The sequence below is a fragment of the Cronobacter sp. HA18003 genome (assembly GCF_011605905.1).
Taxonomy (GTDB): Bacteria; Pseudomonadota; Gammaproteobacteria; order Enterobacterales; family Enterobacteriaceae; genus Cronobacter; species Cronobacter sakazakii.
Window position 1 is genome coordinate 1,140,074 of the sequence record NZ_JAANQO010000011.1, and the last position, 20,128, is coordinate 1,160,201.

A 20,128-nucleotide genomic window follows, 5' to 3' on the forward strand; every position below is an offset into this window, starting at 1 on the left:
TGCGCTGTCACTTACCCGCCCTGGGAACACTTTGCGACGGTTTTAACCGGCGGGTGCGCTGTCGCTTACCCGCCCTACGATCATTTTGTGACGGTTCTACCCGGCGGGTGCGCAGCGCACCCACCTTGGCCGCCTATTTCAGCGGCGAGTTTTTGCGCTCAATGCTGTAGCGCTCCAGCTCTTTGTACGGCACCACCTGGCTTTTCTTCTTGCGCACGTCCACCACCGTCATGCGATCGGTACAGGAGTAGCACGGGTCGAGGCTGCCGATAATCAGCGGCGCGTCCGACACCGTGTTGCCGCGCAGCATATAACGCAGCGTCGGCCAGTTGGCGTAAGTCGCCGCGCGGCAGCGCCAGCGGTAAAGCTTCTGGTTATCGCCGGTCATACTCCAGTGAATATCATCGCCGCGCGGCGCTTCGGAAAACCCCAGCGCGAAGCGGTTCGGAATATAGGTAAACCCTTCCACCAGCAGCGGCCCACCGGGCAGGTTATCCAGCCCGAAGTCGATCATATTGAGCGCGGTAAACACCTCGTTAATGCGCACTTTCAGGCGAGAAATCACGTCGCACCCCTGCTCGCTGTGCACTTCCATCGGCAGCAGGCCGTACCCCACAAACGGATGATCGGCGCGGGTGTCGCGGGCGTGGCCGCTCGCGCGCACCATCGGCCCGACATTACTGAAATCGCGGGCGATCTGCGGGTCGAGACGGCCAATGCCCGCCGTGCGCTGTTCGATATTCGGGGTGCTGAGCAGAATGCTCACCAGATCCTGCACCTCGCGGCGCATCTGCTGGGCCAGCTGACGGGTCTGCGTCATGTCATCTTTCAGCAGATCGCGGCGAATCCCGCCAATCAGGTTCATGCCGTAGGTTTTACGCGCGCCGGTCAGGATTTCCGCCATCTTCATGGAGGTTTCACGTACGCGGAAAAACTGCATAAAGCCGGAGTCGAACCCGACAAAATGGCACGCCAGACCGAGATTCAGCAGGTGACTGTGCAGCCGCTCGACTTCCAGCAGAATGGCGCGGATCGCCTGCGCGCGCTCCGGCACCTGAATACCCATCGCATTTTCCACCGACGTGGTATAGGCCGTACTGTGGGCAAAGCCGCAGATACCGCAGACGCGGTCGGAGAGAAACGTCACTTCGTTATAGCCCATGCGGGTTTCGGCGAGTTTCTCCATACCGCGGTGGACGTAAAAGAGCCGGTAGTCGGCATCGATGATGTTTTCGCCATCCACGAACAGCCGGAAGTGGCCCGGCTCGTCGGAGGTGACATGCAGCGGGCCGATGGGCACCACGTTATTTTTGGCATCGCCCAGCTCATTGATGAACTCATAGGTCTCTTTATCGCTGGTCGGCGCCGGGCGCTGGCGGTAATCCATGCTGTCTTTGCGCAGCGGATAGAGGTCGTCCGGCCAGTCATCCGGCAGCACCAGGCGACGCTCATCCGGCAGACCGACCGGGATCAGGCCATACATATCGCGCACTTCGCGCTCGCCCCAGACGGCGGCGGGCACGCGCGGCGTCACGGACGGAAACTCCGGTTTATTCGCGTCCACCTCGACGCGCACCGTTATCCAGCACTTTACGCCCTGCTCCATCGAGAGCACGTAGTAGACCGCGTAGCTGCCGCAGAGCTTGCGCTCGTCGTTGCCAAACAGCACCGACAGCCAGCCGCCCTGCTGGTAGTAAAGAAACTCCACCACTTCCGGCAGATAATTGATTTTCACCGTGACCGTCAGCTGGTCTTTGGTTTGCCAGGCTTCATCGAGCACCACGCCGGGAAATGCCTCGTGCAGCGCGCGCAGATAGTGTTGCCCTGTTTTTTCTTCAGACATTGTTCAGTTCTCTTATCACGCCGCCAGCAAGGAGACGAAAGCTAAAAAGGCCAGGCCGAAACCGGTCCAGGTAACGCGTGAAACGGCGTTAAAGCGCAGACGCGCCATGCTGTTTTCAAAGAGCGCGATAATCAGCACACCCACCAGCAGTTTGACGACGGCCAGCGCCAGCGCTATCGCCAGGCCGCCCGCACTGAAAGTCAGCATCTGGCCCCAGGGCACAAACACGCCGACAAACATCTGTAACACCACCAATTGCTTGAGGCTGACGCCCCATTTCAGCAGCGCAAAGCCTGCACCGCTGTACTCCGACAGCGGGCCTTCCTGTAACTCCTGCTCCGCTTCGGCGAGATCGAACGGCAGCTTGCCCATTTCGATGAACGTGGCGAAGGCGCAGGCGGCGAGCGCCAGTACCAGCGTCAGGCTGTGCGCGACGGGCCAGTCATAGACGCGTGCGGCTATCTGGCTGATATGTGTTGAACCCGCCACCGTCGCCGCCACCCACAGGCCGAGCAGCAGAATCGGCTCCACCAGTACGCCCAGCATCGCCTCGCGGCTTGCGCCGATCCCGGTGAACGGGCTGCCGGTATCCAGCCCGGCAATGGCAAAAAAGAAGCGCGCGATGGCGAAGAGATAGAGAAGCGTAATGAGATCGCCCGCGCCCGGCAGCGGCGAGTGAACGGTCACCACCGGCAGTGCGGCGGCGATGGTAAACATAACCGCCAGCATGGCGTACGGCGTGAACCGGAACACCCAGCCGGACGCCGCAGGCGCGACGCTCTGGCGGCCCAGCAGTTTGATGAGATCGCGATATTCCTGAAGCACGCCCGGCCCGCGACGGTTATGCAGGCGGGCGCGCGCCACGCGGGTGACGCCCGAAAGCAGCGGCGCGCAGGCAAACAGCACCAGCGCCTGTAAAAGAGGGAAAATTACGTTTTGCATCTCAGACTCCCCGTGAAATCACGACGACCAGCAACACGGCCAGTTCGACCGCCGCCAGACGACGACACAGCACCGGCAGGCCAGCGCTCTGCCAGCCCGGCAGCAGACGCGCCGGATTAAGGATGTGGCGTAACTGAATCAGCGGCGCGAAGGCGGCCTTAACGGGACGGGCGAACCCATGCGCGGTAATGACCATCTCCGGCTCGTGGTCGTAACCACAGACCCAGGCGCTGCCGCGCGTGCGCGACGGCAGGCGATCGCCTTTAAAGAGCGTCATCAGCAGGAACGGCAGCAGCAGCGAGCCTGCCAGCAGCAGCGTAATCACCGGCTGCGAGACGGCAGTGCCTGCGGTGACGATCGGCAGCGGAACGGCGCGACCCAGCAACGGCAGCAGCCACGGCGCGGCAACGCCGCCTGCCACACAGCAAATCGCCAGCATCGCGACACAGAAGCGCATGAGCCAGGGCGCGTCGGTCGCCTGTGCCGCCGCCTGCGTGCGCGGCGCGCCGAGGAAAGTCACACCGTAGACTTTCGCCATACACATCACCGCCAGTGCGCCGGTAATCGCCAGCCCCACCGCCAGCAGCGGCCCGAGCAGACGCGTGATAAACAGCGGCTGCGCGCCCAGGTTAAAGAACGCCTGATAAATCACCCATTCGCCCGCGAAGCCGTTAAGCGGCGGCAGCGCAGCCATCGCCATCAGGCCCACCAGCATGGAGATCGAAATAAGCGGCATGGTTTTGCCGATACCGCCGAGCTTTTCGATATCGCGCAGGCCGGTGCGGTGAAAGACCGCGCCCGCGCCGAGGAACAGCGTGGTTTTAAAGAGGCTGTGGTTGAAGAGGTGATAGAGCCCACCCACCAGACCGAGCGCCACCAGCGCAGGCTCACCAAGCGAAATGCCCACAAGCCCCGCGCCGAGCCCCAGCAGGATAATGCCGATGTTCTCAAGCGTGTGGTACGCCAGCAGGCGGTGGATGTTGTGCTCAAGCAGCGCGTAAAGTCCGCCGATAAACGCGGTCATCATGCCGAGCAGCAGCACCAGCACCCCACACCAGAGCGGCAGCGCGGCGTTCATCAGCGAAAAGACCAGGATGCCGTACAGCCCCACTTTCAGCACCACGGCGGAAAAGAGCGCGGCGGCGGGCGCGGGGGCCTGCGCATGGCCCTGCACCACGCCGCCGTGCAGCGGAATAACGCCTGCGAGCAGCCCAAAGCCTGCCAGCCCCGAGAGCCAGATAGTCGCGCTAAACGGCTGCCCGGCGGTAAGGGAACTTAACGCCAGCATGTCGAGCGTGCCGTACTGCCGCCACAGCAGCCAGCAGGCGAGCGCCAGCAGCAGCGTGCCGAGACGCCCCAGCGCAAACCAGAGCTTGCCGCCCGCGCTGTCGCCGGTCAGGAATACCGCGGCGAGCGCCATGATTTCCGCCATCACCACCAGCGCGGCGAGGCTCTGCGCCGTGACCGCAAGGGTCGCCGCGCCAAGCAGCAGATTGATAAGCGCCCCGCTGGCGCGCGCGTGGCCGTCGCGCGGAGGGATAAGCGTAAACAGGCAGATAAAAAATCCTGGCAGGCCGAGTGTCGCAAGCCAAATGGCGTTAAAAGCGGTGAGATGCACATCAAGCGCGCCGATGTGCGTCGTAAGCGGCCCGTCGTTCACGTTGAGCAGCAGCCAGCCGCCCGCCGCCAGCGCGCACAGGCAACCGAGCGCACCGCCAAGCCCCGCAAGCAGCGCGCTGAGCGGCTTATGCCAGGCGCTCAGCAGCGCGAGCGCAAGCCCCGCGCCAAAGGCCGCCAGCGCGCCCTGATATAAGAAAATCGCGTTCATTATTCTCCTCCGCGCGGTTGCAGCAGCAGCGATAAATCGCCGAGGTCAGCGTTAATGGTCAGCTCACGTTTGCGGCGGCTGGCGCGGGCGATGTCGTGGTTATCGACAAGCTTCAGCGCGCCGGTCGGGCAGGTGCGTATGCAGGCCGGACCGTCCGCGTCGAACTGGCAGAGATCGCACTTCACCGCCACAGCGCGCACGCCCGGCGTCCAGTCGAGAAACGCGCCGACGCGCGCAGGCGCAGGCGGCGCGGGCGGCGCTTTCGGGCTGTTGACGTTGGCCGGGATATGCAGCGGGCGGCTGCCGGAGAATTCAATCGCGCCGAACGGACAGGCGATGCCGCAGAGTTTGCAGCTCACGCACAGGCTTTCATTGAGCTGAATCGCCCCCGCCTCGCGGGTAATGGCGTTCACCGGACAGACCTGCGCGCACGGCGCGTCTTCGCAGTGGTGGCACAGCTGCGGGGCGGAATCTTTTTGGTTACGCATAACCGTCAGGCGCGGCCTGGATTGCAGTCCATGCAGGCGGTGCGTCTCCGAACAGGCGGCCTCACAGGTGTGGCAGCCGATGCAGAGCGTGGAGTCGGCAATGATAAAACGGTTCACCAGGTGTTCCTCAGGTGATGGACATTTTTGACGAAAAGTGACGACGACGGACGATTTCGACAGTCAGCGACACCTCGCCCGGTTAATGTGACGACGCGTCGCGGGCCGCCAGGATCTCGCTGATGCGCAGCGGCGTATCCTGCTGCACGGCGTCATAGAGTCCGTCGACCAGCGCGCCGATTTTGTCGAGATAGTGCGCCAGCACCCGCTCGCGGTCGCGGATATCCACAACGCCATCCAGCAGGCCTTTTGCGTCGAGCTGCGCGGTGGCGAGCAGCGTCTCTTCGCTGCCGTCGCGGCGGGCTATCAGATAGTTAATGGTGCGGCAGTGAAAGCCTTCGGCCTGCTCCACGCGGATGGCGAAATGCTCAAAGAGAAAGAAGCACAGCCCGTTTTGCGGCTCGCAGCCGAGCGAGTGATGCAGCTTCTGGCGCGACAGCGTAATGGCCTGGACCAGCGTGTTGCAGTAGGTGTGCCAGTGCGTCTGTAACGCGCGGTGACGATCGGCGATAAATTCCGCCTTCTGGCTTAATTCGGAAAGGATCATGGTTATTGGCTCATTCAACAGAGATACCCGTCTTTAGCAGGAACCATGCCATTTTTTAATTTGCTGTTTTTTAATGATTTATTCTTAAACGTCACGTTTTAACGTCTGTCATGACGTGTCATTTCGACAGCCTTGACACCCGCCGCGACAGCCTCCCGCCGCGCCTCTCATGCGCTGGCACCGTTATTGCATTGCCTGTGACATTCGCAAACGCAAAGCGTACCGGAGGCGTTATGCATGAACTCACCCTCTGCCAGCGGGCAGTGGAAATTATCGAACAGCAGGCGCAGCAGCGTGGCGCACGAAAAGTTACCGGCGTGTGGCTGGAAATCGGCGCGTTCTCCTGCGTTGAGCGCAGCGCGCTGGAGTTTTGCTTTGATCTGGCGTGCCGCGACACCCGCGCCGAAGGCTGCGCGCTGCATATAAGCCAGCAGGAGGCGAAGTGCTGGTGCCCGCAGTGCCAGCGCAACGTTCAGTTACTGACAACGCTGGTACGCCGCTGCCCGCATTGCCATAGCGCGGATCTGCGCATCGATGCCGATGACAGCGTGCAAATCAAGCGTCTCGAAATAGAACAGGAGTAGAAGATGTGTACGACCTGCGGTTGCCAGCACGGCAACCTTTATATAGAAGGCGATGAGCACAACCCGCATTCGCCGTTTCGCGCCGCCCCCTTTGCCGCCGCGCCGCGTGTCACGGCCCCCATCTCCAGCATAAACGTGAACGCGTTTACCCCTGACGAGGCACCGGATGGTTCTCTCAATTACGGCCTCGGCGAGGCGGGCACCCATGCGCCCGGCTTAAGCCAGCGCAAAATGGTGGAGATTGAAATCAATGTGCTCGATAAAAATAACCAGATTGCGCAGCGCAACCGCCAGCGTCTCGCCGCGCGCGGTCAGCTGGCGCTGAACCTGGTCTCCAGCCCCGGCTCCGGCAAAACGACGCTGCTCACCGAAACGCTTAAACGCCTGCGCGACACCACGCCCTGCGCCGTTATCGAAGGCGATCAGCAGACGGTAAACGACGCCGAGCGTATTCGCGCCACCGGTACGCCGGCGATTCAGGTCAATACCGGCAAAGGGTGTCATCTCGACGCGCAGATGATAGAGGACGCGATGGCGCGCCTGCCGCTTGCGGATAACGGCGTGCTGTTTATTGAAAACGTCGGCAATCTGGTCTGCCCGGCGGGGTTTGATCTCGGCGAGCGCCACAAAGTGGCGGTGCTCTCGGTAACCGAAGGCGAAGATAAGCCGCTCAAATACCCGCATATGTTCGCCGCCGCCTCGCTGATGCTGCTTAATAAAATTGACCTGCTGCCGTACCTGAACTTCGACGTTGAGAAATGCATGGCGTACGCGCGCGAGGTCAACCCGAACATTACTATCCTGCTGGTTTCCGCCACGCGCGGCGACGGCATGCGCGCGTGGCTCGCCTGGCTGGAGGAACAGCGATGTGCATAGGCATTCCGGGGCAAATCTGTGAACTGCTCACCGGCAATCTCGCGCGCGTCGAGGTGTGCGGCGTACGGCGCGACGTCGATTTAACACTGGTGGGCACGCATGACGAAAACGGCCAGCCGCGCCTCGGCCAGTGGGTGCTGGTGCATGTCGGTTTCGCCATGAGCCTGATTAATGAGCGCGAGGCGCGCGAGACGCTGGAGGCGCTGCAAACCATGTTTGAAGTAGAGCCGGATGTCGGCGCGCTGCTGTATGGCGAGGAGAACCGCTGATGCGTTATGTCGATGAATACCGCAACCCGGAACGGGTGATGCGCCTGATTGACCGGCTGTGCGAGCGCGCGCCGCGCTTAAGCCACACGGCGCAGAAACCGCTGCGCATTATGGAAGTGTGCGGCGGACACACCCACGCTATTTTTAAATTTGGCCTCGACCGCCTGCTGCCGGAAAATATTGAGTTTATCCACGGCCCCGGCTGCCCGGTCTGCGTGCTGCCGATGGGACGCATCGACAACGCCACCGAAATCGCCCGCCGCCCCGGCGTTATCTTCTGCACCTTCGGCGACGCCATGCGCGTGCCAGGCAAAAACGGCTCGCTGCTCCAGGCCAAAGCCGAAGGCGCGGACGTGCGTATCGTCTATTCGCCGATGGACGCGCTGAAGATCGCCGGGCAGAACCCGGCGCGCGAGGTGGTATTTTTCGGCTTAGGCTTTGAAACCACCATGCCCACCACCGCGCTGACGCTTATCCAGGCGAAAGCGCGCGGCGTGCGTAATTTTTACTTTTTCTGTCAGCACATTACGCTTATCCCGACGCTGCAAAGCCTGCTGGAGCAGCCGGATAACCAGATCGACGCGTTCCTGGCACCGGGGCATGTCAGCATGGTGATAGGCACGCATCCGTATGATTTCATTGCCGGGCGTTTCGCGCGCCCGCTGGTGGTGGCCGGTTTTGAGCCGCTGGATCTGCTACAGGGCGTGCTGATGCTGGTTGAACAGCGCATCGCCGGAGAAAGCCGCGTGGAAAACCAGTACCGCCGCGTGGTGCCGGACGCGGGCAACCCGGCGGCGCAGCAGGCGATCGACACGGTGTTTTGTGTCGAGGGCGACAGCGAATGGCGCGGGCTCGGCGTGATAAACCACTCCGGCGTGCGGCTTCGCCAGGCGTTTCAGTCCTTTGACGCCGAGGCGCATTTCGCGCCCGCGCCGCAGCAGGTCAACGATTCCCCCGACGCCCGTTGCGGCGAGGTACTGACCGGCCGCTGCAAACCCGCCCAGTGCCCGCTCTTCGGCGCTCACTGTAACCCGCAAAACGCCTTCGGCGCGCTGATGGTCTCCTCGGAAGGAGCCTGCGCCGCCTGGTATCAGTATCGTTCAGAGGAGTGCGACGCATGAACACCATTACCCTCGCCCACGGCAGCGGCGGCCAGGCGATGCAACAGTTGATCGACCACCTGTTTATGCAGGCGTTTGCAAACCCGTGGCTGGCGGAGCAGGAAGATCAGGCGCGACTGCCGCTCGCCGAACTGACGGCGGCTGGCGACCGGCTGGCGTTTTCCACCGACAGCTATGTTATCGACCCGCTGTTTTTCCCCGGCGGCGACATCGGCAAGCTCGCAGTTTGCGGCACCGCCAATGACGTCGCGGTGAGCGGTGCCGTTCCGCGCTGGCTCTCCTGCGGGTTTATTCTTGAAGAGGGGCTGGCGATGGCGACGCTTGAGAAAGTCGCCCACAGTATGGCCGCGACGGCGCGCGCGGCGGGCATCCAGATTGTCACCGGCGACACCAAAGTGGTGCCTCGCGGCGCGGCGGATAAGCTTTTTATCAACACCGCCGGGCTTGGGGCTATCCCTGCGGATATTCACTGGGGCGCGCAGCAGCTTGCGCCCGGCGACGTGCTGCTGGTCTCCGGCACGCTTGGCGATCACGGCGCGACGATTCTCAACCTGCGTGAACAACTGGGGCTTGAAGGAGAGCTTGCAAGCGACTGCGCCCTGCTCTCGCCGCTGATTCAGCAATTACGCGCCGTGCCTGGCGTGAAAGCCCTGCGTGACGCTTCCCGCGGCGGCGTTAACGCCGTGGTGCACGAGTTCGCAGCAAGCGCGGGCTGTGGGATCGAATTACAGGAGCGCGCGCTGCCGCTGAAACCCGCCGTGCGCGGCGTTTGCGAGCTGCTCGGGCTGGATGCGCTGAATTTCGCTAACGAAGGCAAACTGGTGGTAGGCGTGGCGCGCGAGGCAGCGCAACACGTGCTGGAAGCGCTGCGTGCGCATCCGCTGGGGCAGGATGCGGCCATTATCGGCGAGGTCGTGGCGCAAAAAGGCGTACGGCTCGCCGGGATTTACGACGTGAAGCGCACGCTTGATCTGCCGCATAGCGAACCTTTACCCCGGATCTGCTAAACCCTGTTTTTGCGCAAGAACCTGATAAACAGGCTGTGCCTACAATATTGATTTACGTTTCTGCACGTTGCGAACGCATTCTGGATGAGCCAATGTCATACACACCCATGAGCGATCTCGGCCAGCAAGGGCTGTTCGACATCACTCGCACTCTGATGCGCCAGCCCGATCTCTGCGCGCTGGCGGAGGCGCTGAAATCGCTGCTTAACGCCTCCGGCATGGCGGATCGGGTTAACATTCTGCTGTATCACCCGAAACATCAGCGTACCTGTTTTTACAGCGTCGACAGCGTCGGCAATGCCGTGACGTATGAAGACGAAACGGTGCTCTCTCACGGCCCGGTGCGGCGGCTGCTCTCGCGCCCCGAAGTGCTGCACTGCCAGTATGACGAATTCGCCGAGACCTGGCCGCAGCTTGCGGCACTCCCGCTCTACCCGGCCTTTGGCTACTACTGCCTGGCCCCGCTCGCCGCCGAAGGCCATATTTTCGGCGGCTGCGAGTTTATCCGCGACACGCCCGCGAGCTTTAGCGAAAAAGAGTTTTCCCGGCTGCAGACGCTGACGCAAATCGTGAGCGTCGCGGCGGAGCAAATCCAGACGCGGCTTGGCAACAGCCAAGATTACGCGCTGTTGTGCCGCGAGCGCGACGACTTTCGCATCCTGGTCGCCATTACTAACGCGGTGCTCTCCAAACTGCATCTCGACGAACTGGTGACCGAGATTTCGCATGAGATCCACCGCTATTTCAGCATCGACTCCATCAGTATCGTCCTGCCGGCGTCTCGCAAAGGCAAACTGACGATTTATTCCACGCACTATGTCGATGAAGCCGCGCCGCTGCACGATCAGAGCGAAGTGCAGGAGAAAGGTACGCTCTCGGCGCGCGTGTTCAGCTCGCGCGAAATGCTGCTGGTGAATCTGCACCAGCGCGACGATCTCGCGCCTTACGAACAGATGCTGTTTGAGATGTGGGATAACCAGATCCAGACCATCTGCCTGCTGCCGCTGATGTTTGGCGAGAAAATGCTGGGCGTGCTGAAGCTCGCGCAGTGCGAGGAGCATATTTTCACCGCCGCTAATTTAAAACTGCTGCGCCAGATTGCCGAGCGCATCGCGATTGCGGTGGATAACGCGCTGGCGTATCAGGAGATCCACCGCCTTAAAGAGCGGCTGGTGGATGAGAACCTGGCGCTGACCGAGCAGATTAACAATGTTCCGGCGGATTTCGGCGAAATCATCGGGCGATCGGATGCGATGATGGCCGTGATGAAGCAGGTGGAAATGGTCGCCAAAAGCGACAGTACGGTGCTAATTCTTGGCGAAACTGGCACCGGCAAAGAGCTTATCGCGCGCGCGATTCATAACCTGAGCGACCGCAACGGGCGGCGTATGGTGAAGATGAACTGCGCGGCGATGCCCGCAGGGCTTCTGGAAAGCGATCTCTTCGGCCATGAGCGCGGCGCGTTTACCGGCGCCAGCGCCCAGCGCATCGGACGTTTTGAGCTTGCCGATAAGAGCAGCCTGTTTCTGGATGAAGTGGGCGATATGCCGCTGGATTTGCAGCCGAAACTGCTGCGCGTGTTGCAGGAGCAGGAGTTTGAGCGGCTCGGCAGTAACAAAGTTATCCAGACCGACGTGCGACTGATTGCCGCCACCAACCGCGATTTACGCCAGATGGTGGCGGACCGCGAGTTCAGAAGCGATCTTTACTACCGCCTGAACGTGTTCCCGATCCACCTGCCGCCGCTGCGCGAGCGCCCGGAGGATATCCCGCTGCTGGTGAAGGCGTTCACGTTTAAAATCGCGCGCCGTCTGGGGCGTAGCATCGACAGTATTCCCGCCGAGACGCTGCATGCTCTGAGTGAAATGGAGTGGCAGGGTAACGTGCGCGAGCTGGAAAATGTGATTGAGCGCGCGGTGCTGCTGACGCGCGGCAATGTGTTGCAGCTCTCACTGCCGGAGCTGACACCGTGCCCGGCGAAAAAACCGGCCGCGCCGCCCGTTGATGTGCGCGACGGCGAAGACGAGGTGGCGCGGATAACCCGGGTATTAAAAGAAACCAACGGGGTGATCGCCGGGCCGAAAGGTGCCGCCGCGCGCCTGGGCGTGAAGCGCACGACGCTGCTTTCACGAATGAAGCGGCTGGGAATTGATAAGGAAGCGCTGTAAGCGTTGCGGTTTTGGGGAGTGATTTTGGGCGGGGATTTTTGGCGGGTGCGCGTTGCTTACCCGCCCTACGAGATATCGGGCCTCACGTTTAATGTAGGGTGGGTAAGCAACGCGCACCCACCGTTTTTTTCACCCGGCCACAAAACGAACGGTAAGGTAATGGTTTTACTCCGGCTAAAAAAAATCGGCCCATCAGGGCCGATTTTCCGCCGGGAGTCGGGAGCCGGGATTGCAAAGGGGGCGGCGGCGAGCCCCCTTTGCACGTTCGCGTGAGGAAAGCCTTCATACGAGGGTGACCTCAGGGCGAACGGAACGTGTTCACTGGTATATATCATCTGAATCCCCGCCTGATGGCGGGTGCGCGTTGCTTACCCGCCCTACGCTAACGGCGGCTTTCGTTTGCTGGCGGGTGCGCTGTGCTTACCCGCCCTACACGAATCATTCACCCTTAAACATCGGCGGCGGGCGGCGGAAACGGCGCGTCAGCCACGTCAGATACATTAGCCCCAGCGCGGCCCAGATAAGCCCCATCGTCAGCGAACTCTTCTCCAGATTCAGCCACAGCACCGCAACCGTCAGCGCGCCCACCAGCGGAAGGATCAGATAATTAATCCGGTCCTTCCAGCCTTTATTGCGCCCTTCCCGCAGGAAAAAGTGATTCACCACCGAGAGGTTCACAAACGTAAACGCCACCAGCGCGCCGAAGTTAATCAACGCCGTCGCGGTCACCAGGTCGAAGGAAAGCGCGCTCAGCGCCACGATGCCAACCAGAATCACGTTCAGCGCAGGAGTGCGCCATTTCGGATGCACATAACCGAAGACCTTTTCCGGGAAGACGTTATCGCGGCCCATCACATACAGCAGGCGCGACACGCTGGCGTGCGACGCAAGACCAGACGCCAGCGTGTTCACAAACGTACAGCACAGGAAAACCGACTGGAACAGCTTGCCGCCCACGTAAAGCGCGATTTCCGGCAGCGCCGCGTCCGGCTCTTTAAAGCGTCCCATCGTCGGGAAAAAGAGCTGAATAAAAAACGAGGCCGCGATGAAAATCACGCCGCCGTAGAGCGCCGTCAGGAAAATCGCGCGCGGAATGGTTTTGCCCGCGTCGGGCGTTTCTTCCGAAAGCGTCGTCACGGCGTCGAAACCGAGAAACGAAAAACAGACGATGGTCGCCCCGGTGATAATCGGCAACAGCTGCGCGTTTTCACTGACAAACGGCTGTACCGACCAGATGGTGCCCGTCCCCTCGCCTTTATGCAGACCGTGGATCACCAGGAAAATAAACACCACGATGATCGCCACCTGCACCGTCACAAACAGCGTGTTGAAATTCGCCACCAGATTGACGCTTTTCAGGTTCGCGAGCGTCATGATGCCCACGTAAAGCACCACCCAGATCCACTGCGGCACGTCAGGGAACATCGCGGAGAGATAGAGCTTCGCCAGCAGCACGTTGATCATCGGCAGGAACAGATAATCGAGCAGCGACGACCAGCCCACCAGAAACCCGACGTGCGGGTTAATCGCCTGCTGGGCGTAGGTATAGGCGGAGCCTGCCGTCGGAAAGCGCTTGACCAGTTTGCCGTAACTGATGGCGGTAAACAGCACGCCCGCCAGCGCCAGCAAATAAGAGGCTGGCACGTGGCCGTTGCTGATACCGGATACAATGCCGAAGGTGTCGAACACGGTCATCGGGGTCAGATAGGCCAGGCCCATCATCACCACCTGCCAGAGTTTGAGCGATTTGCGCAGCTGCGGACGCGCCGCGGCAACGTTGAGATCGTAGTTAATCGCCATCGCGCGTCCCCCCTTTCGTCTCTGTGATTCGTCGCGAAACAGAGGCCGGAGGGAGTCGTCGTGACGCGCGCTGAAAACGCGGATGAAGCAAAGCTCCGGGCGCGGGCCCGTAGTTACTGCGGCTCAGGCGGGTGCCCGCGCGCAGCGGACAGACATAAAGTGGCACCATCTCAATATCCTCGTAACGTATCCTGAACGTCGTCTGTAAACCGCTGTCGCGCGCTATTCCTTCACGCGGCACCGGAAAAGCCGGCGCGACAGGCCCGGCGAGCTTTTGCCGCGGCCTTCTGTGGCGCGGCATGGTGCGTACTGAATCCGCTTTGGGTATTAACAACCTGTAGCCTGGATAACGCCCGCCTGCCATAAAGCGGGTGAAAGTTTCAGGCCAGCCGTCAGGCGTTTTTCAGCATCCACTCAATTTCCGTTTCGGTGATGAGCCGCTCAAACTGGATAAGCTCGTCGTTCTTGCAGGCGTGAAACACCTCGCAAAAACGCGCGCCCAGCCGCTCGCGCATCGCCGGATGAACCTGGAATTCATACAGGGCGTCGCTCTGGCGGATAGGAAACGGCGCTCCTTCCTGCTCCAGACCGTTGCCCTCCACCGCCTCTGGCAGCGGTAAGTCGTTTTCCAGGCCGTGCACTATACCTGCAAGTACCGCAGACATCACGAGATAAGGGTTCGCATCCGCGCCCGCCACGCGATATTCCACGCGGTGGCTGTCGCGATCGCCGCAGGGAATGCGCAGCGCGACGGTGCGGTTGTTGTGGCCCCACGAGGCCTGAGTCGGGACATACATTCCCGGCTGGAAACGGCGGTAAGAGTTAACGTTTGGCGCAAGCAGCGCCATTGAGGCGGGCATCATGTCGATCATCCCGGCGAGCGCCTGCTTAAGCAGCGCGGAATCGTCACCGTCGGGGAGCGCCAGCACATTCTGCCCATTATCATCAACGATGCTGATATGAATGTGCATTCCGCTACCGGCGTGCTCTTCATAGGGTTTAGCCATAAAGGTGGCCTGCATGCCGTGTTTTTCGGCCACCAGCCGCACGAGGCGCTTGAGCGCCAGCGCGTGATCGCACGCCTGTAAGACGTTATCGGTGTGATGCAGGTTAATTTCAAACTGGCCCGGCGAGGCTTCCGCCACCGCGCCGTCGGCAGGGATCTGCTGCATACGCGCCAGCTCGTCGATATCGCTTAACACATCAGCGAAGCGATCAAGATTATCGACTGAATAGACCTGGCTTTGCGTGTTGCGATCCTGAGTGCCGGGCGCGCACGGCGGCTGGAGATAGCCTTCGGCGTCACGCTGGCGGTCAATGAGATAGAACTCCAGCTCTACCGCTACCACGGGGTGCAGACCGCGCTGGCGCAGCTGCTGCCAGAGCCGGTTCAGCACGTTGCGCGGCTCAACGTCAAAGGGAGTACCATCTTCATCCTGCATGGTGAGCAGGAGCTGCCCGAGATACTCCGGGTCAGTGGCCGACGGCACCAGGCTTCCCAGTACCGGCACGCAGCGGCGGTCCGGCTCGCCGAGATCCTGCCCTAACCCCGCCTCTTCCACCACATTGCCCAGAATATCCATCGCAAAAACCGAAGCCGGGAAATAACAGCCTTTCTCGACTTTTAAAAGACCCGCCACAGGGATGCGTTTGCCGCGAAAACAGCCGTTGAGATCCGTCAGCATTACGTCGACATACTCGGTCAACGGGTAACGCTCAAGATAGGCATTCACTTCGCGGGCAAACGCACTGGTTCGCCTCTCTTCACTGTGATGCACAAAATTTTCTACTTCCACGATATTGGTTTCCATGATTCACCGCCGTTGTTGCAGATGCCGGTCCCGCAATCAGACCGTTCGATATAATTTCCACTTTTAGAATCTAGATGCAACAGAAATGTTTTTCAAATGTTAAATCTCGTTTGAATTTTGGTTACATCGCTGCTAGATTGAGAAAATATTGAACAGAAGGCGGTGCAAACGTAGCGTTTGTGCAGAATTTAGACCAGCGCGAGAGGACAGTATGGGCATTATATTTAACAGGCCGATGATAGGCGTCGTGATGTGCAGAAACAGTATCAAGGGGCACCCAAGCCAGACGTTACAAGAGAAGTACATTAACGCCGTGCTGAACGCTGGCGGCTTGCCGGTGCCCCTGCCTCATATCGTCGCTGAGTCTGTTCTTCTCGATCAGCTACTCGCTGAACTTGACGGCATTATGCTGCCGGGCAGCCCCAGCAACGTTCAGCCGCACCTGTATGGTGAAAACGGCGATGAGCCTGCCGCCGATCCCGGGCGGGACACTCTGAGCATCGCGCTGATTGAGCGCGCGCTGGAAAGGCGCATCCCCCTTTTCGCCATCTGTCGCGGGCTTCAGGAACTGGTTGTCGCCACCGGGGGGACGCTGTATCGTCGGCTGTTTGACGAGCCGGAACTGCTGGAACACCGCGAAGATCCTGAACTGCCGCTGGACCAGCAGTACGCGCCCTCTCACGAGGTGCAGGTAGTGCCGGGAGGGCTTCTTGGCAAACTGATACCGGGCTGCAACACGTTTTGGGTAAATTCGCTGCATGGCCAGGGCGCCCGCACGCTGGGCGCGCGGCTGCGTGTGGAAGCGCGCTCGCCGGATGGCCTTGTGGAAGCCGCAAGCGTTATCGATCACCCGTTTGCACTGGGGGTGCAGTGGCACCCGGAATGGAACAGCAGCGAGTACGCACTCTCGCGGCTGTTGTTTGAAGGTTTTATTACCGCCTGTCGGGGGTTTCGGGCCGAAAAGCCCCGACCCGCCTGACGTTACTATGAAGGAAGAGACTCTATGAGCGATGTCACCCTGGCGCCGGGGAAGCGTTTAGCGCAGATCCGCCAGCAACTGGGTTTGTCGCAGCGCCGCGTCGCTGAACTTTCCGGGCTTACGCACAGCGCTATCAGCACCATTGAACAGGACAAAGTGAGTCCGGCCATCAGCACGCTGCAAAAGCTGCTGAAGGTGTACGGGCTCTCGCTGTCGGAATTTTTTGCCGAACCAGAAAAACCGGACGAACCGCAGGTCGTCATTAATCAGGAAGATTTGATTGAGATAGGCAGCCAGGGCGTCTCGATGAAGCTGATTCATAACGGGAATCCGCATCGCACGCTGGCGATGCTGTTTGAAACGTACCAGCCCGGCACCACGACCGGGGAGAGGATCAAACACCAGGGTGAAGAGATTGGCACCCTGCTGGAAGGGGAAATCGTGCTGACCGTCAACGGCCAGACGTTCCACCTGACTGCAGGCCAGAGCTATGCCATCAATACCGGCATACCTCACAGCTTCAGCAATACCTCGGCCGGGATCTGTCGCATCATCAGCGCGCACACGCCCACCACCTTCTGATAACCGTTCAGCGCGTTCGGTTGGAAGAAGACGCCGGGCGCGCCTGACACGGGCCGCATCTGACCTGAGCTAAACGGGCTTTTTTCGCCTGCGGGCTTCTGCGTCAAAAATTCAGGCGGAACCGCCGCCTTACACGCGCTAACCCTTTGTAATCACAGGAGAGGCTATGGAATTTCACGATTTAACCTACTGGCAGAATAAGGCGGCGCGGCTGACTATCGAAGGCCGGCTATTTTATCAGGGCGACTACCGGGCGGCTGCCAGCGGCGACACTTTTAGCGTACTCAACCCGGCCACCGGCGAGCCACTTGCCGAAGTGGCGCGCGGGGCGAAGCGCGACGTGGACGCCGCGGTGGCGAGCGCCCGTGCGGTGTTCGAGCGCGGCGACTGGTCGCAGGCGGCTCCCGCTGCGCGCAAAGCGGTGCTCATGCGCCTGGCCGCGCTAATGGAGCAGCATCACGAGGAGCTGGCGCTGCTGGAGTCGCTCGACACCGGTAAACCGATTCGCCATAGCCTGCGTGATGATATTCCAGGCGCGGCCCGCGCGCTGCGCTGGTACGCCGAAGCGGTTGATAAACTCTATGGCGAGGTGGCACCCACCGATAACGCGTCGCTTGCGATGATCGTGCGAGAGCCGGTCGGCGTGGTGGCGGCGGTCGTGCCGTGGAATTTCCCGCTGCTGCTCGCCTGCTGGAAGCTTGGCCCGGCGCTTGCCGCCGGTAACAGCGTGGTGCTCAAACCCTCTGAAAAATCACCGCTCTCGGCGCTGCGCCTTGCGGGGCTTGCGCGTGAAGCGGGTCTGCCGGACGGCGTGCTGAACGTAATACCGGGCTTCGGCCACGAGGCGGGCCAGGCGCTCTCGCTGCACCCGGATGTGGACGTGATGACCTTTACCGGCTCCACCCGCACCGGCAAACAGCTTCTTAAAGACGCGGGCGAATCGAACATGAAGCGCGTCTGGCTCGAAGCGGGCGGCAAGAGCGCTAATATCGTTTTCGCCGATTGCCCGGATCTCGACCAGGCCGCGGCGTCGGCCGCCGCCGGGATTTTCTATAACCAGGGCCAGGTCTGCATCGCCGGTACGCGCCTGCTGGTGGAAGCCTCCATTAAAGACGCGTTTCTGGCGCGCGTGAAAGCACATGCGCAGAGCTTTACGCCAGGCGATCCGCTCGACCCGCAGACCACCATGGGCACGCTGATCGATGACGATCACGCCGCCAGCGTGCGCCGCTATATTGAGCTTGGCCAGGCGCAGGGCGCGACGCTGTGGCTCGATGGCCGCGCGCAGACGCACCCGGCCTGCATTGGCCCGACGATTTTTACCGACGTGGATAACCAGATGCGCGTCGCCCGCGAGGAGATTTTCGGCCCGGTGCTGGCGGTCACGACCTTTACCGGCGAAGAGGAAGCGCTGCGGCTCGCCAACGACAGCGACTACGGGCTCGGTGCCGCCGTCTGGACCCGCTCGCTCTCCCGCGCCCATCGCATGGCCCGACGCCTGAAGGCGGGCTCCGTCTTTATCAATAACTATAACGACGGCGATATGACCGTACCGTTCGGTGGCTATAAGCAGAGCGGCAACGGGCGCGATAAATCGCTGCACGCGCTGGAAAAATTCACCGAACTGAAAACCATCTGGATGAGCCTGGAGCACAATCATGACTGAACATGTAAACAGCTACTACGCCGCAAGCGCCAACCCGCACGCGCCCTTCCCGACGCTTACAGAATCACTCCAGTGCGATGTCTGTATTGTCGGCGGCGGCTATACCGGGCTTTCGTCGGCGCTGCATCTGGTGGAGCAAGGCTATGACGTGGTGCTGCTGGAGGCCGCGCGGATTGGGTTTGGCGCGAGCGGGCGCAACGGCGGCCAGGTGGTGAACTCGTATAGCCGCGATATTGACGTTATCGAGGCGCGCTACGGCGCAGAAACGGCGCGGATGCTCGGCAGCATGATGTTTGAAGGCGGCGAGATAATCCGCGAGCGCATTACGCGTTATGACATTCAGTGCGACTACCGCCCCGGCGGGATGTTTGTGGCGCTGAACCGCAAGCAGTATCTCGGGCTGATGGAGCAAAAGGCCAGTTGGGAGCGCTACGGCAATAACGGTCTTGAGCTGCTGGACGCCGACGCGGTGCGCAGCGAAATCGCGAGCCAGCGTTATACCGGCGCGCTGCTCGACCACAATGGCGGCCATATTCATCCGTTAAACCTGGCGCTCGGCGAGGCGGAGGCGATTCGCTCGCTCGGCGGTAAGATTTTCGAGCAGTCGGCGGCGGTGAGCATTACGCACGGCCAGCCTGCCGTGGTCAAAACCGCGCAGGGCCAGGTGACGGCGCGCTACGTGATTGTGGCGGGCAACGCCTATCTCGGCACGCGTCTTGAGCCTGCGCTCGCGCGACGCAGTATGCCGTGCGGCACGCAGGTGGTCACGACCGAGCCGCTGACCCCGGACGTGGCGGCGTCGCTGCTGCCGAACAATTATTGCGTCGAGGACTGCAACTATCTGCTCGATTATTACCGGCTGACGGCGGATAACCGCCTGCTCTACGGCGGCGGCGTGGTCTACGGCGCGCGCGACCCGGATGACATCGACCGGCTGATTATGCCGAAGCTTTTGAAGACGTTCCCGCAGCTGAAAGGCGTGAAGATCGATTATCGCTGGACGGGGAATTTCCTGCTGACGCTCTCGCGGATGCCGCAGTTCGGGCGGCTTGAGAACAACATTTATTATATGCAGGGCGACAGCGGCCACGGGGTGACCTGTACGCACCTTGCCGGCAAGCTTATCTCCGAGGCGCTGCTCGGCGACGCCGAGCGTTTCGACGCGTTCGCGACGCTGCCGCATTATCCGTTCCCCGGCGGGCGCTCGTTTCAGATCCCGTTTACCGCGATGGGTGCCGCATATTACAGCCTGCGGGACCGGCTGGGCGTGTGACTGGTACGGTGGGTGCGTAATTGAAACGGTGGGTGCGCTTCGCTTACCCACCCTACAAACCACGCGGCGCCGATGTTGGTGGTTTTGCTCCGGCTTAAAAAAATCGGCTTCGCCGTTTCGCCGCAAACACGGTGGGTGCGCTTCGCTTACCCACCTTACATCTAACGTGCGGCCCAATATCGTAGGGCGGGTAAGCAACGCGCACCCGCCATCCAGCATTATGGAGA

The 20,128-nt window shown here is 61.1% G+C and carries 17 protein-coding genes; 10 read left to right on the plus strand and 7 right to left on the minus strand.

What is annotated here, in order from left to right; all coding sequences use genetic code 11:
• Positions 1 to 133 precede the first annotated feature (133 nt).
• From hycE to hycA, 5 genes are all read right to left on the minus strand, one after another.
• Positions 134 to 1,843: a formate hydrogenlyase subunit HycE gene (gene hycE / locus G6041_RS06480; protein WP_012124960.1), complete on the minus strand. Its 1,710-nt coding sequence runs from the start codon at positions 1,841 to 1,843 to the stop codon at positions 134 to 136.
• Positions 1,844 to 1,858: 15 nt separating this feature from the next.
• Positions 1,859 to 2,785, minus strand: a complete 927-nt coding sequence (locus tag G6041_RS06485) for a respiratory chain complex I subunit 1 family protein (protein ID WP_012124961.1) — start codon at positions 2,783 to 2,785, stop codon at positions 1,859 to 1,861.
• A gap of 1 nt (position 2,786) precedes the next feature.
• The gene (gene hycC, locus G6041_RS06490; RefSeq protein ID WP_012124962.1) at positions 2,787 to 4,613 is read right to left on the minus strand and encodes a formate hydrogenlyase subunit 3; all 1,827 of its coding nucleotides are present in this window, start codon (positions 4,611 to 4,613) and stop codon (positions 2,787 to 2,789) included.
• Positions 4,613 to 5,218, minus strand: coding sequence for a 4Fe-4S dicluster domain-containing protein (locus G6041_RS06495; RefSeq protein ID WP_004385377.1), 606 nt, complete (start codon positions 5,216 to 5,218; stop codon positions 4,613 to 4,615). Before G6041_RS06495 ends, hycC begins: the two co-directional genes overlap by 1 nt.
• Before the next feature lie 82 nt (positions 5,219 to 5,300).
• Entirely contained in the window at positions 5,301 to 5,765 is a 465-nt protein-coding gene (gene hycA / locus G6041_RS06500) for a formate hydrogenlyase regulator HycA (protein ID WP_004385378.1), read from the minus strand.
• Between the two features lie 233 nt (positions 5,766 to 5,998).
• Between hycA and hypA the strand changes: the two genes are divergently transcribed.
• The 6 genes from hypA to flhA all read left to right on the plus strand — a co-directional run bounded on the left by hypA (position 5,999) and on the right by flhA (position 11,790).
• Positions 5,999 to 6,349 (plus strand): hydrogenase maturation nickel metallochaperone HypA, encoded by a 351-nt coding sequence (gene hypA, locus G6041_RS06505; protein WP_041460522.1) that lies wholly within the window; start codon positions 5,999 to 6,001, stop codon positions 6,347 to 6,349.
• Positions 6,350 to 6,352: 3 nt separating this feature from the next.
• Positions 6,353 to 7,225: a hydrogenase nickel incorporation protein HypB gene (hypB, locus tag G6041_RS06510; protein WP_012124965.1), complete on the plus strand. Its 873-nt coding sequence runs from the start codon at positions 6,353 to 6,355 to the stop codon at positions 7,223 to 7,225.
• A complete protein-coding gene (locus G6041_RS06515) occupies positions 7,216 to 7,494 on the plus strand; it encodes a HypC/HybG/HupF family hydrogenase formation chaperone (RefSeq protein WP_007867307.1) in 279 nt (92 codons plus the stop codon). Before hypB ends, G6041_RS06515 begins: the two co-directional genes overlap by 10 nt.
• Positions 7,494 to 8,615, plus strand: coding sequence for a hydrogenase formation protein HypD (hypD, locus tag G6041_RS06520; protein ID WP_012124966.1), 1,122 nt, complete (start codon positions 7,494 to 7,496; stop codon positions 8,613 to 8,615). The genes G6041_RS06515 and hypD overlap by 1 nt, the downstream gene beginning before the upstream one ends.
• Positions 8,612 to 9,622, plus strand: a complete 1,011-nt coding sequence (hypE, locus tag G6041_RS06525) for a hydrogenase expression/formation protein HypE (RefSeq protein WP_084999271.1) — start codon at positions 8,612 to 8,614, stop codon at positions 9,620 to 9,622. Before hypD ends, hypE begins: the two co-directional genes overlap by 4 nt.
• A 92-nt stretch (positions 9,623 to 9,714) precedes the next feature.
• A complete protein-coding gene (flhA, locus tag G6041_RS06530; protein WP_041460523.1) occupies positions 9,715 to 11,790 on the plus strand; it encodes a formate hydrogenlyase transcriptional activator FlhA in 2,076 nt (691 codons plus the stop codon).
• A 438-nt stretch (positions 11,791 to 12,228) separates the two neighbouring features.
• On the opposite strand, the gene G6041_RS06535 is transcribed toward flhA, so the two are convergent.
• Together G6041_RS06535 and G6041_RS06540 are read right to left on the minus strand one after the other, a co-directional pair.
• Positions 12,229 to 13,590 carry an APC family permease gene (locus G6041_RS06535; RefSeq protein WP_012124969.1) on the minus strand — a complete coding sequence of 454 codons (1,362 nt, stop codon included), beginning with the start codon at positions 13,588 to 13,590 and terminating at the stop codon, positions 12,229 to 12,231.
• A gap of 392 nt (positions 13,591 to 13,982) precedes the next feature.
• Entirely contained in the window at positions 13,983 to 15,401 is a 1,419-nt protein-coding gene (locus G6041_RS06540; protein ID WP_012124971.1) for a glutamine synthetase family protein, read from the minus strand.
• 211 nt (positions 15,402 to 15,612) lie between these two features.
• Between G6041_RS06540 and puuD the strand changes: the two genes are divergently transcribed.
• The 4 genes from puuD to G6041_RS06560 all read left to right on the plus strand — a co-directional run bounded on the left by puuD (position 15,613) and on the right by G6041_RS06560 (position 19,901).
• Positions 15,613 to 16,380 (plus strand): gamma-glutamyl-gamma-aminobutyrate hydrolase, encoded by a 768-nt coding sequence (gene puuD / locus G6041_RS06545; protein ID WP_007902563.1) that lies wholly within the window; start codon positions 15,613 to 15,615, stop codon positions 16,378 to 16,380.
• Between the two features lie 24 nt (positions 16,381 to 16,404).
• A complete protein-coding gene (gene puuR / locus G6041_RS06550) occupies positions 16,405 to 16,962 on the plus strand; it encodes an HTH-type transcriptional regulator PuuR (RefSeq protein ID WP_004386885.1) in 558 nt (185 codons plus the stop codon).
• Positions 16,963 to 17,128: 166 nt separating this feature from the next.
• Positions 17,129 to 18,628 carry an aldehyde dehydrogenase PuuC gene (puuC, locus tag G6041_RS06555; RefSeq protein WP_012124973.1) on the plus strand — a complete coding sequence of 500 codons (1,500 nt, stop codon included), beginning with the start codon at positions 17,129 to 17,131 and terminating at the stop codon, positions 18,626 to 18,628.
• On the plus strand, positions 18,621 to 19,901 hold the full coding sequence (locus G6041_RS06560; protein WP_007902557.1) for an NAD(P)/FAD-dependent oxidoreductase: 1,281 nt from the start codon (positions 18,621 to 18,623) through the stop codon (positions 19,899 to 19,901). The genes puuC and G6041_RS06560 overlap by 8 nt, the downstream gene beginning before the upstream one ends.
• The last annotated feature ends 227 nt before the right edge of the window (positions 19,902 to 20,128 follow it).